General features: G+C 52.2%; 23 protein-coding genes. 2 read left to right on the plus strand and 21 right to left on the minus strand.

Going from position 1 to position 22,758, the window contains the following annotated elements:
• Positions 1 to 23: 23 nt before the first annotated feature.
• Entirely contained in the window at positions 24 to 2,009 is a 1,986-nt protein-coding gene (locus CHM34_RS02130; RefSeq protein WP_094262914.1) for a hypothetical protein, read from the plus strand.
• A 40-nt stretch (positions 2,010 to 2,049) separates the two neighbouring features.
• On the opposite strand, the gene ablB is transcribed toward CHM34_RS02130, so the two are convergent.
• Positions 2,050 to 2,901 (minus strand): putative beta-lysine N-acetyltransferase, encoded by an 852-nt coding sequence (ablB, locus tag CHM34_RS02135; protein ID WP_169713539.1) that lies wholly within the window; start codon positions 2,899 to 2,901, stop codon positions 2,050 to 2,052.
• A gap of 215 nt (positions 2,902 to 3,116) precedes the next feature.
• Between ablB and CHM34_RS02140 the strand changes: the two genes are divergently transcribed.
• Complete coding sequence (locus tag CHM34_RS02140) at positions 3,117 to 4,217, plus strand: M24 family metallopeptidase (RefSeq protein ID WP_094262916.1); 1,101 nt, start codon at positions 3,117 to 3,119, stop codon at positions 4,215 to 4,217.
• 411 nt (positions 4,218 to 4,628) lie between these two features.
• Here the strand turns inward: CHM34_RS02140 and CHM34_RS02150 are convergent, their stop codons facing one another.
• The 20 genes from CHM34_RS02150 to CHM34_RS02245 all read right to left on the minus strand — a co-directional run bounded on the left by CHM34_RS02150 (position 4,629) and on the right by CHM34_RS02245 (position 22,756).
• Entirely contained in the window at positions 4,629 to 5,477 is an 849-nt protein-coding gene (locus CHM34_RS02150) for a hypothetical protein (RefSeq protein ID WP_094262918.1), read from the minus strand.
• Positions 5,474 to 6,157 (minus strand): glycosyltransferase family 2 protein, encoded by a 684-nt coding sequence (locus tag CHM34_RS02155; protein WP_094262919.1) that lies wholly within the window; start codon positions 6,155 to 6,157, stop codon positions 5,474 to 5,476. The genes CHM34_RS02150 and CHM34_RS02155 overlap by 4 nt, the downstream gene beginning before the upstream one ends.
• Positions 6,154 to 6,798 (minus strand): copper transporter, encoded by a 645-nt coding sequence (locus tag CHM34_RS02160; protein ID WP_169713540.1) that lies wholly within the window; start codon positions 6,796 to 6,798, stop codon positions 6,154 to 6,156. The genes CHM34_RS02155 and CHM34_RS02160 overlap by 4 nt, the downstream gene beginning before the upstream one ends.
• Before the next feature lie 12 nt (positions 6,799 to 6,810).
• Entirely contained in the window at positions 6,811 to 7,968 is a 1,158-nt protein-coding gene (steA, locus tag CHM34_RS02165; RefSeq protein WP_094263084.1) for a putative cytokinetic ring protein SteA, read from the minus strand.
• Between the two features lie 248 nt (positions 7,969 to 8,216).
• On the minus strand, positions 8,217 to 8,984 hold the full coding sequence (spo0A, locus tag CHM34_RS02170) for a sporulation transcription factor Spo0A (RefSeq protein ID WP_439116303.1): 768 nt from the start codon (positions 8,982 to 8,984) through the stop codon (positions 8,217 to 8,219).
• Positions 8,985 to 9,027: 43 nt separating this feature from the next.
• Positions 9,028 to 10,425 (minus strand): SpoIVB peptidase, encoded by a 1,398-nt coding sequence (spoIVB, locus tag CHM34_RS02175; RefSeq protein ID WP_094263085.1) that lies wholly within the window; start codon positions 10,423 to 10,425, stop codon positions 9,028 to 9,030.
• Positions 10,426 to 10,595: 170 nt separating this feature from the next.
• A complete protein-coding gene (gene recN / locus CHM34_RS02180) occupies positions 10,596 to 12,290 on the minus strand; it encodes a DNA repair protein RecN (protein WP_094262922.1) in 1,695 nt (564 codons plus the stop codon).
• Between the two features lie 12 nt (positions 12,291 to 12,302).
• Positions 12,303 to 12,749 carry a transcriptional regulator AhrC/ArgR gene (ahrC, locus tag CHM34_RS02185; protein WP_094262923.1) on the minus strand — a complete coding sequence of 149 codons (447 nt, stop codon included), beginning with the start codon at positions 12,747 to 12,749 and terminating at the stop codon, positions 12,303 to 12,305.
• A complete protein-coding gene (locus CHM34_RS02190; protein ID WP_094263086.1) occupies positions 12,746 to 13,630 on the minus strand; it encodes an NAD(+)/NADH kinase in 885 nt (294 codons plus the stop codon). Before CHM34_RS02190 ends, ahrC begins: the two co-directional genes overlap by 4 nt.
• A 113-nt stretch (positions 13,631 to 13,743) precedes the next feature.
• Positions 13,744 to 14,262, minus strand: coding sequence for a hypothetical protein (locus tag CHM34_RS02195; protein ID WP_094262924.1), 519 nt, complete (start codon positions 14,260 to 14,262; stop codon positions 13,744 to 13,746).
• Positions 14,263 to 14,348: 86 nt separating this feature from the next.
• On the minus strand, positions 14,349 to 15,179 hold the full coding sequence (locus CHM34_RS02200) for a TlyA family RNA methyltransferase (protein ID WP_094262925.1): 831 nt from the start codon (positions 15,177 to 15,179) through the stop codon (positions 14,349 to 14,351).
• Between the two features lie 5 nt (positions 15,180 to 15,184).
• Positions 15,185 to 17,080 carry a 1-deoxy-D-xylulose-5-phosphate synthase gene (dxs, locus tag CHM34_RS02205; RefSeq protein ID WP_094263087.1) on the minus strand — a complete coding sequence of 632 codons (1,896 nt, stop codon included), beginning with the start codon at positions 17,078 to 17,080 and terminating at the stop codon, positions 15,185 to 15,187.
• Positions 17,081 to 17,463: 383 nt separating this feature from the next.
• A complete protein-coding gene (locus tag CHM34_RS02210; RefSeq protein ID WP_094262926.1) occupies positions 17,464 to 18,360 on the minus strand; it encodes a polyprenyl synthetase family protein in 897 nt (298 codons plus the stop codon).
• Positions 18,361 to 18,633 (minus strand): exodeoxyribonuclease VII small subunit, encoded by a 273-nt coding sequence (gene xseB, locus CHM34_RS02215; protein WP_094262927.1) that lies wholly within the window; start codon positions 18,631 to 18,633, stop codon positions 18,361 to 18,363.
• On the minus strand, positions 18,620 to 19,984 hold the full coding sequence (gene xseA, locus CHM34_RS02220) for an exodeoxyribonuclease VII large subunit (protein WP_094262928.1): 1,365 nt from the start codon (positions 19,982 to 19,984) through the stop codon (positions 18,620 to 18,622). Before xseA ends, xseB begins: the two co-directional genes overlap by 14 nt.
• A 21-nt stretch (positions 19,985 to 20,005) precedes the next feature.
• Positions 20,006 to 20,869: a bifunctional methylenetetrahydrofolate dehydrogenase/methenyltetrahydrofolate cyclohydrolase FolD gene (gene folD / locus CHM34_RS02225; RefSeq protein WP_094262929.1), complete on the minus strand. Its 864-nt coding sequence runs from the start codon at positions 20,867 to 20,869 to the stop codon at positions 20,006 to 20,008.
• Between the two features lie 132 nt (positions 20,870 to 21,001).
• On the minus strand, positions 21,002 to 21,448 hold the full coding sequence (gene nusB / locus CHM34_RS02230; protein ID WP_169713541.1) for a transcription antitermination factor NusB: 447 nt from the start codon (positions 21,446 to 21,448) through the stop codon (positions 21,002 to 21,004).
• A gap of 48 nt (positions 21,449 to 21,496) precedes the next feature.
• Positions 21,497 to 21,709, minus strand: coding sequence for a DUF2273 domain-containing protein (locus CHM34_RS02235; protein ID WP_094262931.1), 213 nt, complete (start codon positions 21,707 to 21,709; stop codon positions 21,497 to 21,499).
• A 12-nt stretch (positions 21,710 to 21,721) separates the two neighbouring features.
• Positions 21,722 to 22,285 carry an alkaline shock response membrane anchor protein AmaP gene (gene amaP / locus CHM34_RS02240; protein ID WP_094262932.1) on the minus strand — a complete coding sequence of 188 codons (564 nt, stop codon included), beginning with the start codon at positions 22,283 to 22,285 and terminating at the stop codon, positions 21,722 to 21,724.
• A 48-nt stretch (positions 22,286 to 22,333) separates the two neighbouring features.
• On the minus strand, positions 22,334 to 22,756 hold the full coding sequence (locus tag CHM34_RS02245) for an Asp23/Gls24 family envelope stress response protein (protein WP_094262933.1): 423 nt from the start codon (positions 22,754 to 22,756) through the stop codon (positions 22,334 to 22,336).
• Positions 22,757 to 22,758 lie beyond the last annotated feature (2 nt).

Genomic DNA, 22,758 nt, shown 5'->3' on the forward strand with positions numbered 1-22,758 from the left:
ATGAAAAGAGAGGTTGAGAAAGCATGGGCATGAGAATAACGGATCAAAAGAAAAGGGAGCGTTTCGAACAAGCCTTGGATCTTCTCGATCAGGCACAGCCTTTTGTGAAACAGTTGTACCAGAACAATTTTTTTCAGGAAGCGAGTCGTCTGATGAACACCATGGACGGCATCCGAACCTTATTTCGCTATGCGGACCGTTTTGACAAAGCCGGCGTTTTTGAAAATGGTCCGTGGGAGGATCCGTCTAAGCTACAACCCAATCTCGTAAACGGATCATTGAGAGTCGACGGGGTCGAATCGGTGGTCGCCCTTTTGAGCGAGCTTCGGATGCTTTCCATCGCCCAAGGAAATTACAAGCATGAGAAGGTATCCCGACAGACGGCGAAAGATTATCTGCACGAGGTGATGGCGCTCAATCTCGATTTTATTTTTCCCGAAGAAACGGAAGAAGCGCGGCTCGAGCAAGGAAAGGAAACAGAACGGGCCCAGCGATTGTTCAAACTGATCGTGGACGAACTCTCACTCAAAGCGATTTCTGAGACCCTGGTTGAAGAAATTGAGCGGCTTTCCGTGCAGAGGCCGATTATGGTGAACCGGATCGTATTAATGATTCGTAAAGCGGCCCAGCTGTTACATACGGATGTGGAAGAAAAAAGCCGAAAGAAGATCGAACGTTACCACGCCGCCATATCCAAATTGACTCCCTTGAGTGAGCAGCATTCGGATTTCAAAGATTATCGCGAGCGATTAAAGCAACTTTCGGAAAAAGAGTTGAAAAAGGAAGCCGATGCCTTCGCTGAATCGATGCGGGAAACGGGACTGGTTTCCTCCTATCACGTGATTTTGGTCCGTTATCTCAACCGCTCCCAACCCGATCTCCTTCCGGCGGCTCTCGCTGTAAACGATAAGGGAAAGGCCAATCTGAAGGAACACAGCGATCTGGTTCAAAAGCTCATTAAAGTGGCGATTCACCCGCCTACTCGCCAATCCTTGTACGGTCTGGCCCGTATGCTGGAGCGGGGGGTTTTGTCCCACCATCCCGTGATTCCCGGTTTACGCCGGCTGGTCGAATTGGATCTACAGCCTGATGTGAAACAATCCCTTTTGGACGCCTTTCCGGAAACCGATGGTTTAACTGCTAACGACATACTGACAGCAGGTGTCATCAGTGTACTGGGACAACCGCTCGGAATTGGACAGGGACTCAACCCGACCTGTCAAAGTGCACGGGCGCTTAGCTTGTGGTCCATTCACGCCCCGGGTTATCTGTTGGAACTGACCGCCCGGGGAGCCCGGGACGGGGACATCGACATGAGGTTTGAAGGAGATGAGATTCATTCTCAACATTTACCGGGGGGATTGGCTCCGGAACTTCATAAAGAACTGGATCCGGTCTCCCTGGTTTTGGTGCCCCATCTGGACCGGATTTACGCGGAAATGGTCAGACGAGTGCAGTATCGCCCGGATGATCCGCACAAGTGGGTCAATCCCGCTTTTTACGGGGATTGGATTCCGAGAGGATTTACCAAGGTATTTAATCATCTCACCGGAAATGTCACCGATTACTCCGGATTTGTGCGCCTCTTTTACGCCACCCACCACCCGGAATACAATGAAGGATACGAGTTGATTTATCCCAATCCGGTCGGAATCTGTATCACGACCGTTTACGGAAAGTTGCTCGGTTTCCATGCCATTTCCATTCAACGGATCGCCAAGGATCCTCAGGGTGAGTATCGCGTTTATTTCTACAACCCGAACAACGACAGCTCACAAAACTGGGGGCAGGACATTAAACCAGCTGTGCACGGCCACGGTGAATATGAAGGCGAATCTTCGCTGCCTTTCCATGAGTTCATTTCGCGGCTATACGCCTTTCACTATAATCCCTATGAACAGGGAGACGCTTTTGCCGTACAAGATGAAACCGTAGAGAAAATCGAAAGACTGGCCCGAGAAAGCTGGGGACAGGAGTACAACTGGGTCGGAAAAAATATACTGGGATGATCATCCGGCCCCCGATGGAAGCCACTTTTTCCATCGGGGGCTAAAACAATTTTTTATACCAGATATTCATGCATTCCAGCCGCCCGGCGATATTGCTGTTTTGCTCCAGCCGGCCGCCGAAGGTAAAACCGTGTCGGGCATTGATCAGATTCATGCCGGCAGAAACCGCACGGGCATAACAAAAAAGGGTTTGCACTCCTTTCCGCCTCATCTGCTTGATCTGATGTGAAAATTGATGGGATAACAATCGCCGATTGGTATGCTCCGGCAAAGTGGCGCAATCACTGATCTCGGCGCAATTAAACAAAGGAAGCAGATCGGTCGAGCAGGCGCTGACAATCTGCCCGCGATACTTCACAATCGTAAAATAAACCTGGCGATGCATTACATCTACAATAAACCGAGGATTGTTCATCGGGGTCGGATAGGTCTCAAATACAGTATGATACAAGTCAGCCATTTCCGGTGCATCGGATTCGGTGGCGCTCGTCATGACATATCCCTCTGGGAGAGAAAAGGTTTCTATCGTTTTATTATCTTTTTTCACAATCCTCATCACTTGTTGCTCTTCTTCCCATGCAACAGGGCGATTTCGGGTCCGATCGAGAAACATGGAATAAATATACGCCGGCTCTCCTTGAAAAAAACCATCAATAAACCCTTCCGGAACAAAATCACTCCCTCTTAAAGCGTCTTTTTCTTCTTTTTTTACATAAAAAATGATTTTATCGCATTTTTCCCTGTATCCCATCTCTTTTAAAGCCTTTACCATTTTTGTGACAGCATCTCTATGCGGCAGCTGATACACTTTAATACGTCTGCTATTGGGCTCCAGATCAACCGCTTTTCCGATCGGAAAGCGTTTATGAACCGTTTCGTGAGGAATGGTCATGGGGATTCCACCTCTCCCGCCCAGTTTCATTTCCCGCTTTTATCATTGTAGAAAGTGAAAATTCCATTTAGAACTCTGGAAGCGTATATCCCGTGTATGTTTATCAACCCCTATATCCAGCAGGAGGATCGTATTCTGCAACGCTCCTTATCTTTTATTCCTTGCGGCTCAGTGATACATTAAAAACACATCTACATAGAGAAGGATGGGATTGCATGAACACCCGATTAAACTCCGCGGCCGAACAGCTGAAGCATCGATTCATCGATTTCGCCCTGCTCAATTCAAAGTCCAACGTCTTCTACCTGTCCGGTTTCGATTGTGAACCCCACGAACGGCTGCTCGCCCTATTCCTGTTTCCCGATGCGGAGCCTTTTCTCGTCTGTCCGGAACTCGACCGGGAAAGAGCCCGGGTATCGGGATGGGACCGGGATATTGTCGCCTACGGTGATGCCGACGATCCCTGGAAAAAAATCCGGGCGGCCTTGAAGGAGCGGGGAATCAAAAATCCCGAACGGATCGCCGTAGAGAAGGAGCAACTTTCTTACGCCCGTGCCGAGGCTTTAAAAAAGATTTTTCCCTCCACCCGCCTCGTTTCTGCAGAAGAAAACGTCCAACCGATTCGGATGGTGAAAAACGCCGATGAGGTTCAAACCCTGACTGAAGCGGCCCGACTGGCCGATTTTGGAGTGGAAGCCGGCCTTCGGGCCCTGAAGACGGGATGCACCGAGATGGAAGTGATTGCCCGGATCGAGTACGAGCTGAAACAAAAAGGAGTCCGGGAAATGTCCTTTTCCACGATGGTTCTGTTCGGTGAAAAATCGGGACAACCTCACGGTGTACCCGGCGAGCGGAAGCTAAAGGAGGGGGATTTCGTTCTGTTCGATCTGGGAGTGATCTACAACGGATACTGTTCGGACATCACCCGTACCTTTGTATATCGATCCGTGACCGAAGAACAGATCCGCATTTATGAGACCGTGCTCCAATCTCAGACCGCCGTACTGGAGCGCTGTCATCCGGGAACCCCGATCAGTGAACTGGACCGGACTGCCCGGGGAATAATTGACGGGGCCGGTTACGGGGAATACTTCCCCCACCGTATCGGACACGGGCTGGGGATCGAAGCCCATGAATTCCCTTCTTTGCATGAAAAAAACGAAGATTTGCTGCGGGAAGGGATGGTCTTCACCGTTGAACCCGGTATCTACATTCCGGAGTTGGGCGGCGTTCGCATCGAAGATGATCTCGTCATTACCGCTGACGGACACCGGACCCTGACCCGTTTTCCCAAAGAGCTTCAGGTTGTGAGCTAGTGCTCCATCTGGTAAACCAAGTTGGGAGGGTGGTAGGCCGGCGTAGATCCTTTGCACTCAGGAGAGCACAAGTCTCGCCAAGGTCGCTCCGCTTCCCGGTCTCACTATGCGTTTTTTGCAAGAGATCGGAGACGGTCCTACCAGCCCGACCACCCCCAGTAAGGGATCAAACCGATCAAAGTTTCCTGAAGAGGCACTAGAAGCATTGTGATTTTAGCACATCCTTGGTGGGTCGGGGTGGGGTTCCACACTCCGTTTCGTTGTTCTGACGAGCCAAAGGCACTCCATGTGGAACCCCACCCTCCCGAACAGGGGCTTTGTCACAACGTTTCTAGGTATCAAAAAGCCGCAGGTGTTTATAAGACACTTGCGGCTTTTTTCGCGGGGAAAGGCTCTCCCGTCCCGTTCACTTCACCGTTTGGGAGTGGGCCGCCATAAACGGTCCAGATAGGAAAGCCATCGGTTTTCTTCGATCAACCGGGTGAAAGAAAAAACCTCCCCGTAGTAATGCCCCCATAGGAGGAGCAGTGTAAACAGGGAAACCAACCACAAGGGAGCGATGGAAACCGTCCACAAGGCCAGTTGCACCCCCAACAGGTTAGCTCCACTGTCCCCCAACATCAAACCGCCCTCTAAGTCATAAGGAAATACCGCTGCCGCCAAACCCAGAAGGGGAATAAAAATCAGGGCGTCCGCCGTACCCAGTGTCCACAGAAACAAGACAGCGGCCGCCGCCAGGTAAAATTTAAGACAACGGCCGGGACGAAGATCCAATAAGTTCAACCCGTTAATCATTAATGCGATAAACAAGGTGTGAATCACCCATTCCAATCCTCCCGAAGCAGTCACTGTAGCGGAAATGGCGGCGGTGATCCCCCCTCCCACCGCTTTTAGCGATCCGGTCGTAATCCGCTGTTCCCGGAACAGAGTTCGAAAATGGCCACGAAAGCCCTTATCCTCATCACTTCCCAACGTATCGTCCAACCATCCTAGATAAGTAACCATGACGGAAGCGAACAAAACCGTTAAAAACAGCGATAGAGAAAACAGGGGAACTACCTGGGAAAGTCCGAGAAGAATCAGCGACAGGAATAACAGCAAAACCGACAGAAATCCGCCAAAACTGGCGGGAATCCGGTCTTTTCGGTAATTGAGGGATGTTACTTTTTGATGATGAAAAAAAGAAAGTCCGAAGGGGATGCAACGTTTTCCGAGACGGTAAGCAAAAAAAAGCAGGAAGAGAGAAAGAAGAACATTCATGCCGGCAACCTCCAGAGACGAAACAACGTCGACAAGACCTCCATCAACTGTTTACCCCGATGACGGAAACCCTGCCAGTCTCGTCCCGTTTCCCGATGACGGATGGGAAGCGGCACCTCCCGTACGGTGTAACCGCTTTGTAACGCATGCACGGTCAATCCCAGTTCGACCCCGAACCCGGCGGGGAAATAGTCCAGACTTTCCCACACTTCCCGTCTGACGGCCCGCTGTCCCGAAAGGGTGGCATCCAGTTTGACTCCGGTCAACCAGAGCACACCGGAACGAGCGACTCCCTTGACCAGTCCGAATCCACCCTTTCGAAGGGAAGGCGGAAAACGGGCGATCGTCATGTCCGCATCCTTACGAAGCAGAGGAACCAGCAGAGAACCGCACAGTTTCGCGTGTTCTTTTAAATCCGCATCGACAAAGAGAAGAACTTCCCCCGCGGCACACCGTACCCCTTCTCTCATCGCTGTCCCCTTTCCGCAGTTGGATGGGAGACGGATGACAGAATCCGCATACCGGCGGGCGATCGGCGAAGTAAAATCTTCGCTGCCGTCATCGACCACAATGACCTCGTCCACTTCGGGGATGGACCGAACCCCCTCCAATGTAGCTTCTATGCGCTCAGCTTCATTATAAGCGGGTATGATGGCACTGACGGCTGCTTTTCCCTTCACGAGGTCTTCTCTCCCTTCCCTTTCGTCACATTTCGGATCAGACAAACAAGGCGGTACATATTGAGTGAATCCCGGCTGATCGCTCCCTGGAAAGGGATCAGACGTCCGGTGAATGTTCCGGACCAGACAGGTTCCGTCGGCTGATCCCGATACCGCAGAATCACCGGGCCGGAAAAAGTACGATAAGCCTCGTCGATTTTAGGTGAATCCTCGGCGGCGGCGGAATCGGGCTCCGTTAAGAAAACCAGGACATCGTAACGGTTCGGGTCGGGAAACACATCCGATACATCCGCCATCCCCCCGGCCTTCTGAATCGTTTGCTTTAAAGCCTCTCCTTCCCGGGTATCCCTGTCCCAGATCAGAACGCGCCGCCCCTTCAACTGGCCGGCGGACAACCGCTCCAACGTTTCCTGATGATTTCGGGTTTGTTGATTCAGTTGCTTTTCCAGGGATTCGATTTTTTTCTCCAATTGAAGGTTGGCTTGTCTCGCTTCGTCATATCGTTGTTCCATCCGATAGACCAATGAACGCTGGTGCTCTTGCAACCACGGCCGTCCGAGAGTCCCCCCCAGCAGGATTCCGGTTCCCAGGGAGAAAAAAACGGCCACGATCGTTATAAGATGATACCGATTTGACAGCACATGACACCACACCTAGGTCCAGATCAATTTGAGCTGCAGCCACAGCAGCTTCATTCCGTGAAGCAAATCCGGGTCCACGGCAAGCAAGGCACAAGCGGGAAACACAGAAGCGAGTCCGACGACGGAAAGTTCCTTCCACCGTACCCGGCTGCGGTAAAGCCGGTTCACCCCTTTGGCATCCACCAACTTGGATCCGATTTTCATCCGAACCAGCAGGGTACTGGCCATTCCCTTTCTCCCTTTTTCCAAAAAATCCACCATGTTGGAATGGGATCCCACTGTCACAATCAGATCGGCCCCTTCCTGAAACGCCATCAACATCGCCACATCTTCACTGGTTCCGACGGAAGGAATGACATAAGGAGCGATACCTAGACGTTCCAACCGTTCTCTTCCCGGCGCTATTCCGTCGGGATAAGCATGAACGATAAGCTCCGCCCCGCTTTTTAAGGCACGATCGGATACGGAATCCATATCCCCTAGAATAATGTCCGGTTGCAGGCCGATCTGTATCAGCGCATCGGCTCCACCGTCAACGGCGAGTAAGACAGGACGAACCTCCCGGATGTACGAGCGAATCGCTTTTAAATCCTTTTTGTAATTCGTACCCCGAACAACCGCCACCACGTGCCGACCTTTCATCCGGGTACGGAGGGACGGAACCGGTAAAGAGGACGTCACCAACGACTGCTCTTTACTGGCATAAGACAGGGTATTGGCGATAAATCCTTTCAGGGAATCCTCCAGGTTGGCCCTTCCCTCTTCCATCTTCCTTTGGCAAACTTCCCGGGTAAAACGACGTCCCTTTGCCACCATCCGCTGATCACCGCTGTCCTCCAACCAAAGCGTGTCCTCATCCAGGACGATGTGCATGCCTTCCTTCACTTTCTCAAAAATACACGGCCCCACTCGATCCAACAAAGGAATCCCCGCTTCCAACAAACGCCGGGAACCCGCCGCAGGATACCAACCGGTAAAAGAGTCCGCCGCGTTGATCACTGCCTTGACCCGTTTTTCCACCATAGCTTCCGCCGCCAGTTCATCGAGATCCTGGTGATCGATCACCGCAACTTCCCCGGGGCGAATCCGCTTGACCAAATGCTTGGTTTTTCGATCCAGCACCGCTCTTCCCGCCGGTTTTCCCTCTCGGCGAAAACGTTTCGGAAGCATGGGAACCACTCCTGTCCCGATATGAAAAGAACTTTTACCTTTAGTATGGATTGGCCCCCCCTTTGTCATACAAAACCGCGACCACCCTTTCTGCCGAAAAAAAAACCGAAGGCGATGGTCCGCTTCGGGTGTGATACACGGATGATTTTGCCGCACGCTTTTAATCCCCCCTGCCTTTGTTTGCATCGTTCACTGCAATCATCAGCGAGGACGGGATCATTTCAAAAAACATTTTCGTCGTTTGCAAATCAACCCACCTTATGTTCAATTCGGAGCTTATCCGCGACCATGGCGATAAATTCCGAGTTGGTCGGTTTCGCTTTGCTCACGTTGATGGTATAACCGAACAACTTGCGGATCGAATCCATATTCCCCCGACTCCAGGCGACTTCGATGGCATGACGAATCGCTCGTTCCACTCGGCTCGGAGTGGTATTGTATCTTTCGGCGATCCGAGGATACAGGGTTTTCGTAATCGCTCCCAGTAATTCCACCTCGTTATAGACCATGGTAATCGCTTCGCGCAGATAAAGGTAACCTTTAATATGGGCCGGTACACCGATCTCGTGAATTACGTTGGTGATATTGGCATCCAGGTTATCGGCGCGAACGGAACCGCGTTCGGTTGACGGGCTTCGGGTGGTGGTGACCGGTCGGCCTTCCATTTGGCGAATCCGATGGGTCAAGACATCCATATCAAAGGGCTTCAAAATGTAATACGCCGCGCCCAACTCCACTGCCCGCTGAGTGATATTTTCCTGACCAAAAGCAGTCAGCATGATGATTTTCGGCACCGGCCCCGATTGTTCGTTCAGCTTTTCCAAGACACCCAACCCGTCCAAGTGAGGCATGATAATATCCAGAACCAACACGTCAGGCGTCTCCTCTTCCAGCAGTTCCATCACCTCATTGCCGTTAAAAGCGACACCGATCACTTCTATATCGTCCTGCGAATCCAGATGCTCCCTCAACAATTCAGCGAACTCCCGGTTATCATCGGCTAAAACGACACGCATCTTCTCCAAAACCGGCCCCTCCCTCTCTGATTTCGCTCTTTAATTACAAGGGTTCGACAGTTCTTTGTTGCATTCCTTCTTTGAACGACGACTTTTTTCTATAAATTACCGTTTTTAAACTCAAAAAAAGCGGGCTCTTCTCGAGTCCCGCTGATTGCATGACGCCCGCATCCTGCAACATCCATTCAATATAAGTTCCGTACCCCGAAGTCGGATCGTTGACAAACACGTGGGTCACAGCACCCACCATCTTCCCGTTTTGCATAATGGGGCTCCCACTCATCCCCTGAACGATCCCTCCTGTCTTTTTCAGCAGTTCGGGATCCGTAATTTTGATAATCATCCCCTTAGTAGCAGGAAATTTTTGGTGAATGAGATGAACGATTTCAATGTCATAACGCTTGACCTTCTGCCCCTCGACAACCGTCAAAATTTCCGCGGGGCCTTCCTTTACTTCTTCGGCCAATGCGACAGGAACCGGATGATGATACAAACCGGATTCCGGCTGATTTTTCATCTTCCCGAACACACCGAAACGGGTATTGTTCAGAATCGAACCGAGTACTTGGTTTTCACGGAAAAAGATGGCTCGCTTTTCTCCCGGTTCACCGGTGGCTCCTTTTTGGATCGAGGTGACATTGGAATGAACCACCTTCCCGCCTCCCGCTTTAATCGGTTGGCCTGTATCCATATCCGTGATCACATGGCCTAAAGCACCAAAAACCCTTTTTTGGGGATCATAAAAGGTGAGGGTGCCCACACCCGCCGCGGAATCCCGAATGTACAGCCCGATCCGATACGTGTTTTCCTTCGAATCCAGAACGGGCCGAAGGGTCGCCTTCTTTCGATGACCATTTCGGGAAAGCACCACCCGGATGGGCCTTTTTTCTTTTCCCGCTTTCTCCACCATCCGGGCTACCTGGCCCATGTGACGAATCGGCGTACCATCCATCTGCAAAATATAATCCCCGACACGAATATCCGCTTTTTCCCCCGGTGACTTTTTCATTCCCTGAACAAAGTGATGGCCAACCACCAAGACTCCGTTCGATTTTAGTTTGACCCCGATGGACTGTCCTCCGGGAATAACCCGGATATCGGGCAATACGCTCACATTCAGTTTTTTGAAGGGCAACTTTCCAAACAAACGAAGGGTGAGCTGTGTTTTTCCCATCTGTTTGGACAACAGGGTAAACGGTCGGCTTAAATCGATGCGTACAGGGGTTCGGCGGGTACCGTTCACCTCGATCACTTTCGGGTCAGAAACGGTAACCGTCGCCGTCGCAGGCAGACTTAAACGCATTTCTTTCAGATTTCCGGAAAACAAACGCATTTCCGATGGAAACGCCATAAATTGGCGAAATGGAGTGCTCATACTCCCCAGTGCGAGCAGAAACACCAAGAGTAAACCGACCCATTTCGTTCTTTTTTTATGCCCCAAAGATCTCACTCTCCTGCGCCCTCCTGCCTACACCTCCACGCGATGTTTCCATCGTAACGTTAAGGTGTCCGCACCCGATTTCTTTTATGTTACGCAAATGATTCCTCGACAGCGGCGCACAGGAAAGGGATCTAACAAAAAGACCCCGATTCCCCGGGGACAAAATCCTGCTATATCGCTTTTTTGGTCTGTTCCGCCATCCGAAGCATCTCCAGGGCGTGGGTGCGGGTCGTCTCCGTCACTTCCACCCCTCCCAGCATCCGAGCGAGTTCCAGGGTCCGACCTTGATCGGTCAAGTGCTTGACCCGAGTACGGGTTTTTTGATCATCGGACTCCTTGAGGATGTTGAAATGGATATCCGCCATACAGGCCACCTGAGGCAAATGGGTCACACACAAGACCTGACTGCTTCTGGCCAACCGGGCCATTTTTTCAGCGATGGCTTGAGCGGCCCGACCGCTCACACCGGTGTCGATCTCATCGAATATCAGCGTTTGCACGCCATCCACATCGGAAAAAATGGTCTTCAAAGCCAGCATGATCCGGGAAAGCTCTCCGCCGGAAGCGATTTTAACCAAGGGTCGCAGCGGTTCACCCGGGTTGGGTGAAATCCGAAATTCCACGCGATCCGCCCCAGTAGGCAGATATTCCGGACTTTCCTTTTCTTCCTGAAAAGCGACGGCAAAGCGGGTCCCTTTCATGTTGAGATCGATCAATTCCTCTTCTACCTGCTTCTCTAAGCGAACCGCCGCTTTTTGACGCAACGCGGTCAGGGCATCGGCCTCTTCCTTCATTCGTGTAAACAACCCGGCCAACTTTTCCTCCAATTCCAGTTTCTTTTCGTCATGGTGGACCAGGTTCTCCAGCTCTTCCCCCGCCTGTTGTCCGTGTTGAATCACTTCCTCTACGGATTCGCCGTATTTCCGTTTCAACTGATCAATGACAGCGATCCGGTCTTCCACCTCCGCCAACCGGGCCGGATCGAACTCCAACTCGTCCCGGTATCGCCCCAACTCTCTGGACGCTTCCTCCACCTGATAATAGGCGGATTGAACCAGTTCCTTCACCGTCTCCAGACTGTCGTCGTAACGGATCACTTCCTCCAGATCGCGAAGAGCCTGACTCAGGTTTTCCGCGCTGGTTCCTTCTCCGTATAGGGATTCAAAGGCGTAGCCGGCATGTTTTGTTAAGCTTTCCGCATGAGCCAAACGGCTGTGTTCCTGGTGAAGTTCCTCATCCTCTCCCGGAGTGAGGCGGGCTGCGGCAATCTCATCCACCTGGAAAGAAAGAAGGTCGATTCGCTGGGCGATTTCTTTTTCATCGGCATGAATCTGTTCCAGTTCCCTTTTTATTTCTTTGTATTGGTGATAGATTTCCTGGTAGGCTTTTTTGCGGTCCAGTAAAGCCTTTCCTCCGAAATCGTCCAGCCAGGCCAAATGTTCATCGACCCGTAACAGGGATTGGTGTTCATGTTGTCCATGAATATCCAGGAGATATTCCCCTACCTGTTTCAACATGGCCAGGGTAATCAACTGCCCGTTGAGACGGCAGGTGCTTTTCCCGTTCCGAGCAATGTCGCGACGGATCAAGAGGTTGTCATCATCCGCATCCAACCCCAATTCCTCCATCTTTTGTCGGGCGGGATGGTTTTTGGATACCTCAAACAGAGCCTCAACCTCCGCCTTTTTGGCTCCATGGCGGACAAACTCGGCGGAGCTCCTTCCCCCCACCACCAAAGCAAGGGCATCGAACAGAATCGACTTTCCAGCTCCTGTCTCACCAGTCAAAACATGAAAACCCCGGTCAAATGTAAGGTGGACCTGTTCGATGATAGCGAAATCGCGAATCGACATCTCACGCAGCATCAGCATTCACTCCTACAACATATCGATCAAGCGGTTGACGATATCTGGAACGCGATCACTCCCACTGCAGATCACCAAGATCGTATCGTCCCCGGCGATGGTTCCCAATACATCAGACCAATCGAGATTATCGATCAGTACCGCGATCGCATGGGCGTTCCCGGGCATCGTTTTCATGACGATTAAATTCTCACTCTGCTCGATCCCTACAAAGGCTTCTGTCAATAACCGCTTTAATTTCTGATGGGGATTGAACCGATTGTCCGCTGGCAGGGAATATTTGTATTGTCCGTTGTTGGTTGGAACCTTGACCAGATGCAACTCTTTGATATCCCGGGACACCGTGGCCTGGGTCACATTGTATCCCGCTTTTTTCAGTTCATCCACCAAGTCCTCCTGGGTCTCGATCGATAAACTTGTAATGATCTCGCGAATTTTGATGTGACGTTGCGCTTTCATTTTCTGCCCTCCAGCCCCTGGCCTTCTTCCTGTTCACCCTGCAGTTTTTTGCGAACCACCTCGAAGAAGGACCGTTCCTTCCATTTGATCAGGGAAGTGATGGAATCCGACGTGCGGATTCGAATCACATCGTCTACTTTGAGTCGGAATCCGAGCTGTCCGTCGATCGTTAAACCGATATCCCTGTGAGTGGCGCTCACCCGGATTTCCAGCAAGCAATCCGAAGGCAACACCATCGGGCGCGATGTCAACGTGTGCGGACAGATCGGAGTGAGGAGCAGACTTTGCACTCCCGGCCACACGATCGGGCCGCCGCAAGAGAGGGAGTACGCCGTCGACCCCGTAGGGGTGGAAACGATCACGCCGTCACCGGAATAGGTACCCAGATAAACACCGTCCATATAAATCGTTCCGGTAATCATCCGGCTGAATGAACCCTTGGCGATCCCCACATCATTTAAGGCAATGCTTTTTTCCAGCACTTCCCCGTCCCGGTCCACTTCAGCATCCAACATGATTCGTTCTTCTATGTAATAATCCCCCGCCAATACACGATCGACAGCCATCGCCAAGCTGTCGGGTTCCGCTTCGGATAAAAAACCGAGATGGCCGAGGTTGAAACCGAGAATGGGAATCGGATAGGAGGCGAATTGCCGGGCTACTCCCAACAAAGTACCGTCCCCTCCCAGAACGAAGACGATATCCACCCGTTTCGGAATCTGTTCCAAGTGAACTCCCAGACCCTGTCGACCGATCTCTTTGGCGATATCCGTTTCGATCAAAACCCCGGCCCCCCGGCTCTCCAACAAACGAACCAGTTCTCTCAAAACTACACGAGCCTTGGGCTTGCCTTTGTTCACAAGAATACCGATCGTCGTCATGGACACCACCTCGCCGGTCTCGACCGTATTGTTTACTGTCATTCGCAGGGAATCCAACCTCTCGGAACCAAAATCCCATGCTTTCAAAACAGAAACATTCGGGAAGGTTCCGTTTATTGAATCAGAATGGCAATCAGAGCACCGACGCCCAGTGTAATCAGGTGGGAAAGATAATACCTTCGCAAGGGGCGGCGAACCCCGGTTATATCGAAGGTGATCTTTCGGAAAGATCCGCGATCGGTGTTGACATATAGAACACCGGCAGCTTGAAACGCCAAGACATGGGCCAAAAATTGATCCCGTACCGCCGCTCCCGACAGACGCAACGGTTTTTTGGCCTTGGCGACTACAACCAAAAAATATTCATGATTCTGTTTGGCGATAAAATCCACATACAAACGGCTGTCATAAGATTGATCCCCCACATGAACCTGAAGGGGAAGACGCTGCTTCGACGCGACGACTTCATATCCCTCTTCTCTCAAAAGATCAGGAACTTCCCCCCTGATCCTCCGCCCGGACTCCAAAACCAACGGGTGGACCGTTTTTTTCCTCCTCCACCTCCTGAACACGAGGTAAAGGAGCAAAATGATCAGCAGAAAAAGGATGATTACATCCCCGTCGTGCAGCAAGAACACCCCCTCCTTTTCCTACATATTCGGTTCATATCCGGCAAAATCCTGTTTTTACCGGTGAAAAGGAAGGGAACTTCCAATCCTTAGTGATTGCTACCTGATTCGTGCGCATCCTTTACTGCCCGTTCGATCTCGGCGGTTACTTCAGCGGAAGAGTGAGTGGTCTGTGTGGAGTCCCGATACAATAAACTGACAAATTCGATATTGCCCCCGGCCCCGGTTATCGGGGAAGGAACCAGGCCCGACAAATAAAACCCCTCGTCACCGGCCATCGATGAAAACCGGGTCAGGACTTCCCGGTGAATACGGGAATCCCTTACAATCCCCTTTTTCCCCACTTGCTTCCTTCCGGCTTCAAACTGCGGTTTTACCAGAGCAACCACTTGAGCGGATTCTTTTAATAACGTTTTCAGTGGGGGCAGGATCCGTGACAGGGAGATAAAGGATACGTCAATGGTGGCGAAATCCGGTCGTTCCCCGGACAGATCCCCGGGCTTCATGTAACGGAAGTTGGTGCGTTCCATGACCACGACCCGATCGTCCTGACGGAGCTTCCAGGCTAGTTGCCCATACCCTACATCGACAGCATAAACCCGTCGGGCTCCGTTTTGCAGAGCACAGTCGGTAAATCCTCCGGTGGACGCCCCGATATCGAGAACGACCCTTCCAGATAAATCCAAGGAGAAAGCCTGTATGGCTTTCTCCAGCTTTAATCCGCCCCGGCTCACATAGGGATGTTCGTTTCCGATCCTCTGAATCCGGGCATCCTGCCGTACTTTTGTCCCTGCTTTATCAACCCGCTCCCCGTCAATGCGAATCAAGCCGGCCATAATCGCTCGTTGCGCTTGCTGTCGGCTTTCGAAAAAGCCCTTTTCCACCAGCAATACATCCAGACGTTCTTTGCTCAACGGCAACCCCCTCACGCCCGGCGGCGTTGGCGGGGAACCACAGTTCGGGCTGTATGGACAATCCTTTCCGGGGTCAATCCCGCTTCCGCCCGTTGGTCACCCACTCCGCCGTGTTCGACAAAAACATCCGGAACACCCATCCGTTTGACGACCATGTCATATGCTTCCTGCTCGGCATAATATTCCAGTACTGCACTGCCCATCCCTCCGGATTCAGCACCCTCTTCAATGGTGACAATCGGCAGCTGTTCCCGGTATAACCGATCCAACAGCTCTGTATCGAGAGGCTTGACAAATCGGGCATTGATCACCTTGGCCCGAATCCCTTCCCGGACCAGTTGATCAGCGGCATCCATCGCAGCGGGAACCATCGTCCCGAAAGCCATCAGCGCCACATCGCCGCCTTCCCGAAGCACTTCCGCTTTACCGAGGGGCAGTTCCTTCAGCTCTTCGTCCATTTTCACTCCCAGACCCGTTCCCCGGGGGAAGCGAACGGCGATGGGCCCCTCATCGTAGCGATACGCGGTATAAAGCATATGCTGGAACTCGTTTTCATCTTTGGGCATCATGATAGCCATGTTGGGGATACACCGCATGTAAGCGATATCGTACACCCCTTGGTGGGTTTCTCCGTCAGCTCCGACGAACCCGGCCCGATCCACCGCCAGCATAACATTCAGCTTTTGTCGGGCGATATCGTGGATCAACTGGTCGTAGCCGCGCTGTAAAAAAGTAGAGTATATAGCCAAGACCGGCTTCATTCCCTGAGTGGCCAGCCCAGCGGAAAATGTGGCGGCGTGCTGCTCGGCAATCCCCACATCATAGGAACGCTCCGGAAAGCGGGCGGCGAATTCGTTCATTCCCGATCCGCCCAACATGGCGGGAGTGACGCCAACCACCCGGGGATCCTCTTTCGCCAAACGGATCAAGATATTGCCGAATACCTTGGAGTATTTGACGGGCCCCCCCACCGGTTTGGGCTTTTGGCTTCCCGCTTCCAGCTTATAGTTTTTACCAACGCCATGAAACGTTTCCGCATCTTTTTCGGCGGGCAGATATCCTTTGCCTTTCACTGTAACCACATGGACAAGAACCGGTCCCGAAGTTTGATCCGCCTGACGCAGACACTCCATCAGCTCGTCTAAATCATGGCCGTTGACGGGGCCCAAATAGGTAAATCCCAGTTTCTCAAAAAGCACCCCGGAAACGACGAGGAACTTCAGGCTGTCCTTGATGCGTTCCGCCGCTGAGGCAAAAGCTCCTCCGACAGAGGGTATTTTTTTCAGGAAGTATTCCACTTCTTCTTTGACTTTATGGTAATGCTTATGGGTCCTCAACTTGCCCAAATAGTTGTGAAGAGCTCCCACATTGGGGGAGATGGACATTTCGTTGTCATTCAAGATGACTGTCATATTCCGCTGCTCATTACCGATATGGTTCAACGCTTCCAGCGCCATTCCCCCGGTAAGGGCACCGTCTCCAATCACGGGGATGACCCGGTGTTTTTCCCCCTGTAAATCCCGAGCCACAGCCATCCCCATCGCCGCGGACAAGGAAGTACTGCTGTGCCCCGTCTCCCAAATATCGTGCTCGCTCTCATTCCGTTTGGGAAAACCACATAATCCTTCATATTGACGAAGGGAGGGAAAAAGGTGCCTCCGACCGGTCAGGATCTTGTGAACATAGGACTGGTGTCCGACATCCCACAAAATCCGGTCCCGGGGACTATCGAATAAGTAATGCAAAGCAAGGGTCAATTCCACGACACCCAAATTGGAGGCCAAGTGCCCGCCGGTGACGGAAAGACTTTCCATCAAAAACTGACGAATCTCTTCAGCTAAGCGGGGAAGCTCCTCCACAGGAATTTTCTTTAGTTGTTCAGGGGATTGAATTTGTTCGAGGTGCACGAAGAACGCCTCGCTTTCGCTTTCATTTTTCTTATCCTCTGCACGGATCCAAAAGGATATCAAACACGATCTTTCCTATATCGACCCTCAGATGCGAAATGCCGACCGCTTGCGGCGGGCCGGCATTTCGCTCCGGCTTGACCGGCATAGGAAGGCTTCTGGCCGGTATGCCAACGGTCGATCATACACGGGATCTATGGAAAGTGAATGCTTCATAAAAGAGTGATACAATCAAAATCCCGGTCGCTTGATCGATCCACTTGCCCTGGGCGGGCACCTTGATATCGGGGCTATTATATCACAACCCTATGAGCCCGACAACGAAAGGAGGGGAAGCAAGGCTCTCTTCCAACAGAACCTGATGAAAAATCGGGAATGCTCCTTTACTGATCTCTGTTCGTGAGATAATCGGCAATCCCCATCAAACGGGTAGAATCAATCCCGGGTTCTGAACGAACGAGGTCTTTGGCTTCTTCCACCAATCGTCTCACCCAATCCCGCGATTCTTCCAATCCGAGCAGTGCGGGATAGGTGGCCTTGTTCTTCTCTTCATCACTGCCCACCGGTTTCCCCATTTTCTCCCGATCTCCGATCACGTTGAGCACATCATCCTGAATCTGAAAGGCTAATCCTAATCGCTCGGCGTATCTGGTAAGCGCATCCATCTCGACCGGCGACGCTCCGGCGACCCAGGCGCCGAGACGAACGGAATAGACAATGAGGTCGCCGGTTTTGGACCGGTGAATATCCCGCAACTGCTCCAGATTGACAGAACGGCTTTCCCCCAGAATATCCTTCACTTGGCCGCCGACCATTCCTTCACCGCCGGTACGGCGGGAGCCCTCCCGGATCAAGGAAAGAGCGGTTTTTTCCTCCAGACCGGCCTGAAGGGAAGCCTCGGCGAAAATACCGAATGCCTTCGTCAACAGAGCGTCCCCGGCCAAAATCGCCATCGCATCGCCGTAAACCTTGTGATTGGTCAACCGACCGCGACGGTAATCGTCATCGTCCATCGCCGGAAGATCATCGTGAATCAGGGAATAGGTATGGATCATTTCCACAGCACACCCGAAGGGCAAGGCTTTCTCTTCATTACCCCCCAGCGACTCACAAACAGCCAACACCAGAACCGGACGCAACCGCTTGCCTCCAGCCAAAAGGGAGTAGGCCATTGCCTCCCTCAGGCGCAGAGGCACCTCCTCAGACTCCTCCATATAGACTGTCAGCCTCTCCTCCAGCCGTTCTGCTTTCTCTTTGATGTATTGCTGAATTTCCCGCACCTAATCCGTATCCCCCTCGGTTTGAAATGGTTTTTTCACCCATTCCCCGTTTTCTTGCACTAGCATTTCCACTTGCTGTTCCATATGTTCCAGCTTTTCCCCACAAACCCTTGACAGCTTCATCCCTTTTTCAAACAGGCGAATCGCCTCCTCTAAAGGAACATCGCCGTTTTCAAGCTGTTCCACCACCTCTTCCAACTTTTTCATCGCCTCTTCAAAGGGGAGCTGATCTATTCCGTTCCATTCGTTGTTTTCCCCATCAATCGTGCTCATCGGAGTTTCCCTCCCGTCCCCAGACTTGACACTTCAATGTTCCGTCGGCCAACCGAACACGGATTAAATCCCCCGACTGAACCCGTTTCACGGACTGAATGAGTTCCTGGCCGTCATAACGGTAAACCAGCGAATATCCGCGCCGCATCACCTTCAAAGGGCTCAAGGCGTCAAGGCGATCCACCCGGCGAAGCCACGCTTCCTTACGGTCTTTGTGAAGGCGGAGGAATTTCTCCCGGCAATCCCGGTCCAACTGGGACAGCTGTTCCTTTAATGCTTTGAGACGGACCCGGGGCTGGTGGGTGTGTAACCGATAAGCCCAACGTTCCAATTCATTTCGGTGCGGAATGAATTGAAGACGAGCCGCACGCACCAGGTTGTTCGTTAAATGATTCAACCGCTGTTCATACGGTTTCAACCGCGCATCCGGCTGGCGAAAAACCGGGCGTTTCATCGTCCGGCGCAAACGCTCCCCCGCCTCCGTCAACCGCCGAATTCGCGCCTGGTGAAGACGTTGTTGTAACGAAGTCAGGTGATCCTGCAATCCATCCAAGCGAGGAGCAACCAATTCAGCAGCCGCAGTGGGAGTCGCCGCTCGCATGTCGGCGGTAAAATCGGCAATGGTGGTGTCCGTCTCATGTCCGACCGCCGAAACGACCGGAATCCGTGAGCAATGGATACTGCGGGCGACCACTTCCTCATTGAAGGCCCACAGCTCTTCCAGGGAGCCTCCGCCTCTCCCTACGATCACGACATCCACTTCTTCCTTGTTCATCCGGTCCAGAGCATCGGCGATCTCCTCCGCCGCTGAGCCTCCCTGCACCGCCACCGGATGAAGGAGAATATCGACAATCGAAGTCCGCCGCCGAATGGTTGTAATAATGTCCCTCACCGCCGCACCTGTGGAGGAAGTGATCACTCCCACTCGACGGGGTAAATAGGGAAGCGGCTTCTTGAGCAGCGGAGAAAAAATCCCCTCTTCTTGCAGCTTCTCCTTCAGTTGCTCATAGGCGGCGTATCGTTCACCGATCCCCTTGGGCTGCATCCAGGTGACATAAAGTTGCACCTGTCCGCCCCTTTCATAAACCGCAATCCTCCCCCACACCAAGACATCATCGCCATCCTTGGGACGGAACCGGAGGCGCCGGTTATTTGCGGCGAACATCACCGCCCGAATGCGAGTCTGTTCATCCTTGAGCGTAAAGTACATGTGTCCGCGGGAATGGTGTTTGAAGTTGGAGATTTCCCCCTTCGCCCACACATGAGCCAACCCTTCATCCTGCTCGATCACCCGGCTGAGGTAATGCACCAAATCCGTAACGCTGAGCACATCGCGTTGCTTGATCCCCATCCTTTTGACCTCGCTGTTCGTCTAAAGGTTTTGATCTCCGCTGGCTTCCGCCGCCAGGCAAGTGTTATACAGCAGCATGGCGATCGTCATCGGACCGACTCCTCCGGGAACCGGTGTAATATGGGAAGCAAGCGGACGTACCTCTTCAAAATCGACGTCCCCGGCCAATTTTCCCTGTTCGTTCCGGTTCATGCCGACATCGATTACTACCGCTCCGGGTTTGACGTCATCTTTTGTGATCACATGCCGTTTGCCGACTGCTGCGATCAGAATGTCCGCTTGACGGGTGTGCGCCTGTAAATGTTCCGTTCTGGAATGACACATGGTGACTGTAGCGTTTTCCCGTTGTAAAAGGAGGGACACGGGCTTTCCGACGATGTTACTGCGGCCGACAACAACAGCATGCTTCCCGGCTACTTGGACCCCGGTCCTTTTCAACAGTTGGAGGATTCCATGAGGAGTACAGGGCAGGAAAGAGTCCAACCCCGTTGCCAATCGTCCGGCATTGATGGGATGAAAGCCGTCCACATCCTTGTCGGGGTCAATTTCGGAGATCACTCGGTTCGGGGATATATGTTCCGGAAGGGGTAATTGTACGAGAATACCGTGAATGGAAGAATCTCTGTTTAATTTTCTGATTTGATCCAGCAACTCATCCTCCGATGTTTCTTCCGGCATCCGAATCTGTTCGGAATGAATACCCACTTCGGCACAGGCCCGGACTTTTCCCCTGACATAGGTCTCAGAGGCTGAATCCCGTCCCACGAGAATCACCGCCAGCCCGGGCTGTACACCATTCTGTATCAAACGATCCGTTTCCGACTTCAATTCCTGTCTGATTTGCGCTGCGATCGCTTTACCGTCGATCAAAAGACCCCGTTCCACGATATCACTCTCTCCTATCCATTCCAGTTTGTTCGCCCTCAGTGTACCCTTTGTCACCGACGCTGTAAAGGATATATACGAACGATAATATGATAAATATAAAAAACGTTCGTATTATACCCAGGCATCAAGTTACAAAGGTTCCTCCGGGATCAGGCCTCCTTTCACCTCTTCCAGATTTTCTGTGATATTCCCCAACACTCCGTTGATGAAGCGAGCGGATTCCTCGGTACTGAAGGTTTTGGCCAATTCCACTGCCTCGTTCAAAGTGGCTCCTTCGGGAATCTCCTTCTCCAACAGCAACTCATAAGCGGCCATCCGCAAAATCATCCGGTCGACAATGGATAGCCGGGACATCGTCCAATCCTTTTTCAAAAAGGGTTCTACGGCATGATCCAGTTTTTCCTGGTTCTGAATCACCCCCCGGGTCAAACGTAGAAAAAACTCAAGACTGTCTTTCCCCGTTTCTCTTTCCAGAGCACGACCCTTTTTTCGGATCAGGTTTTCCCGGGCCTCTTCGTTCATCTCGTACTGATACAATGTCTGAAGCACTTTTTCTCGAACCTGTCGTCTTCCCATCTCCATCCTCCTTTCAGAAAAAAATCCCGAGCCGACAGGGCCGGGATATTATTTACGCCATTTTTCCGGAACTATCGCCTCAAGAAGCTCCCCTAAATCGTCCCGACTGTCGATCTGTTTTCCCACCCCATAACCGACTGCTACAAACAGGCCAAAAACAAGCGTTTTCCAAAACCCGGCAATGAGATAGATGAATCCCAACAAAACTCCTGCCGCGATTCCAACCATTCGTCCGCGGTGTGTCTGCCAAAGCTGGTCCATTCCTTCACCACCTTATTCAACACGAACTCGCGACCGATCCGGTTGAACGGTATCCGATATGTACACGGAAATTTGGTTGACAGCCACTCCCGCGATCTCCTCGATGTGGTTTTTGACCGTTTGCTGCAATTCTTCGGAGAGAGCCTGGATCGGAGTATCTCCGTCTACAGTCAGCTTGAGTCCGATACCGATAGAGGAGTGATTTCCGTCATGTCTCACCCGCGCCGTCAGATCCCGGATTCCCCGAACCCTGCGGGCCGCCTTTTCCGCAAGATTTTCCAGCGTCTTGAGGGAGATCCGGATGTGACCGATTTCCGTCAACCGGTCGACTCCGGGGGCTTCCCCCTTCCGCTGAAAAGAGTACCAGATCAGACGAAGACTGGCGATGAAAACCACGATACTGATCATGAGTACCGGCCACCTTACATCGGGATTGTGGTTTAATTGACCGATCCAATCGGTGACAACCCGCTCCCGGCCGGTACCGGCTCCCAATGTAAACGCCACGGCCACTGCCGACAGAACCGCGAAAATCAGGCTGTAAAAAAGTAAGAGGAGCCGATTCAGCATATCCATCCCTACACCTCCCCCCCTTCATTTTTATGAGAGAATTTCGCCCCTCATTTATTGGACTCGTTGCGAACCCTCAGGGTCTTGTGGAAGGTGTTCCGGCTGTTCCCCTTGAAACCGGACCTCCGCGATTCGAACGGTTACATCATCCACTGCCAGTCCGGTCATTGATTCTACCGAGGTTTTGATCCGTTCCTGGACCTCTTTTCCCACGTCCGGGATGTGGAAACCATAGGTCACGATAATGGAAACGGTAATCCGCGACCGTTCCCCAAGTTCCACCTTGATCCCCTGTTTCGGGCTTTTCCGACCCAAAAAGTGATTGAGATCATCCACCACGTTGCCGCTTGTACCGGCGACGCCATCCACTTGAATGGCGGCCAAACCGCTGATCATCTGAATCACTTCAGGAGCGATTTCCACCTTGCCCAATTCCGTAACCCGGGCCTCCCGGTTCTGCACCTCATCATTTGCCATCC

This window comes from Paludifilum halophilum, assembly GCF_002245355.1.
Taxonomy (GTDB): Bacteria; Bacillota; Bacilli; order Thermoactinomycetales; family DSM-45169; genus Paludifilum; species Paludifilum halophilum.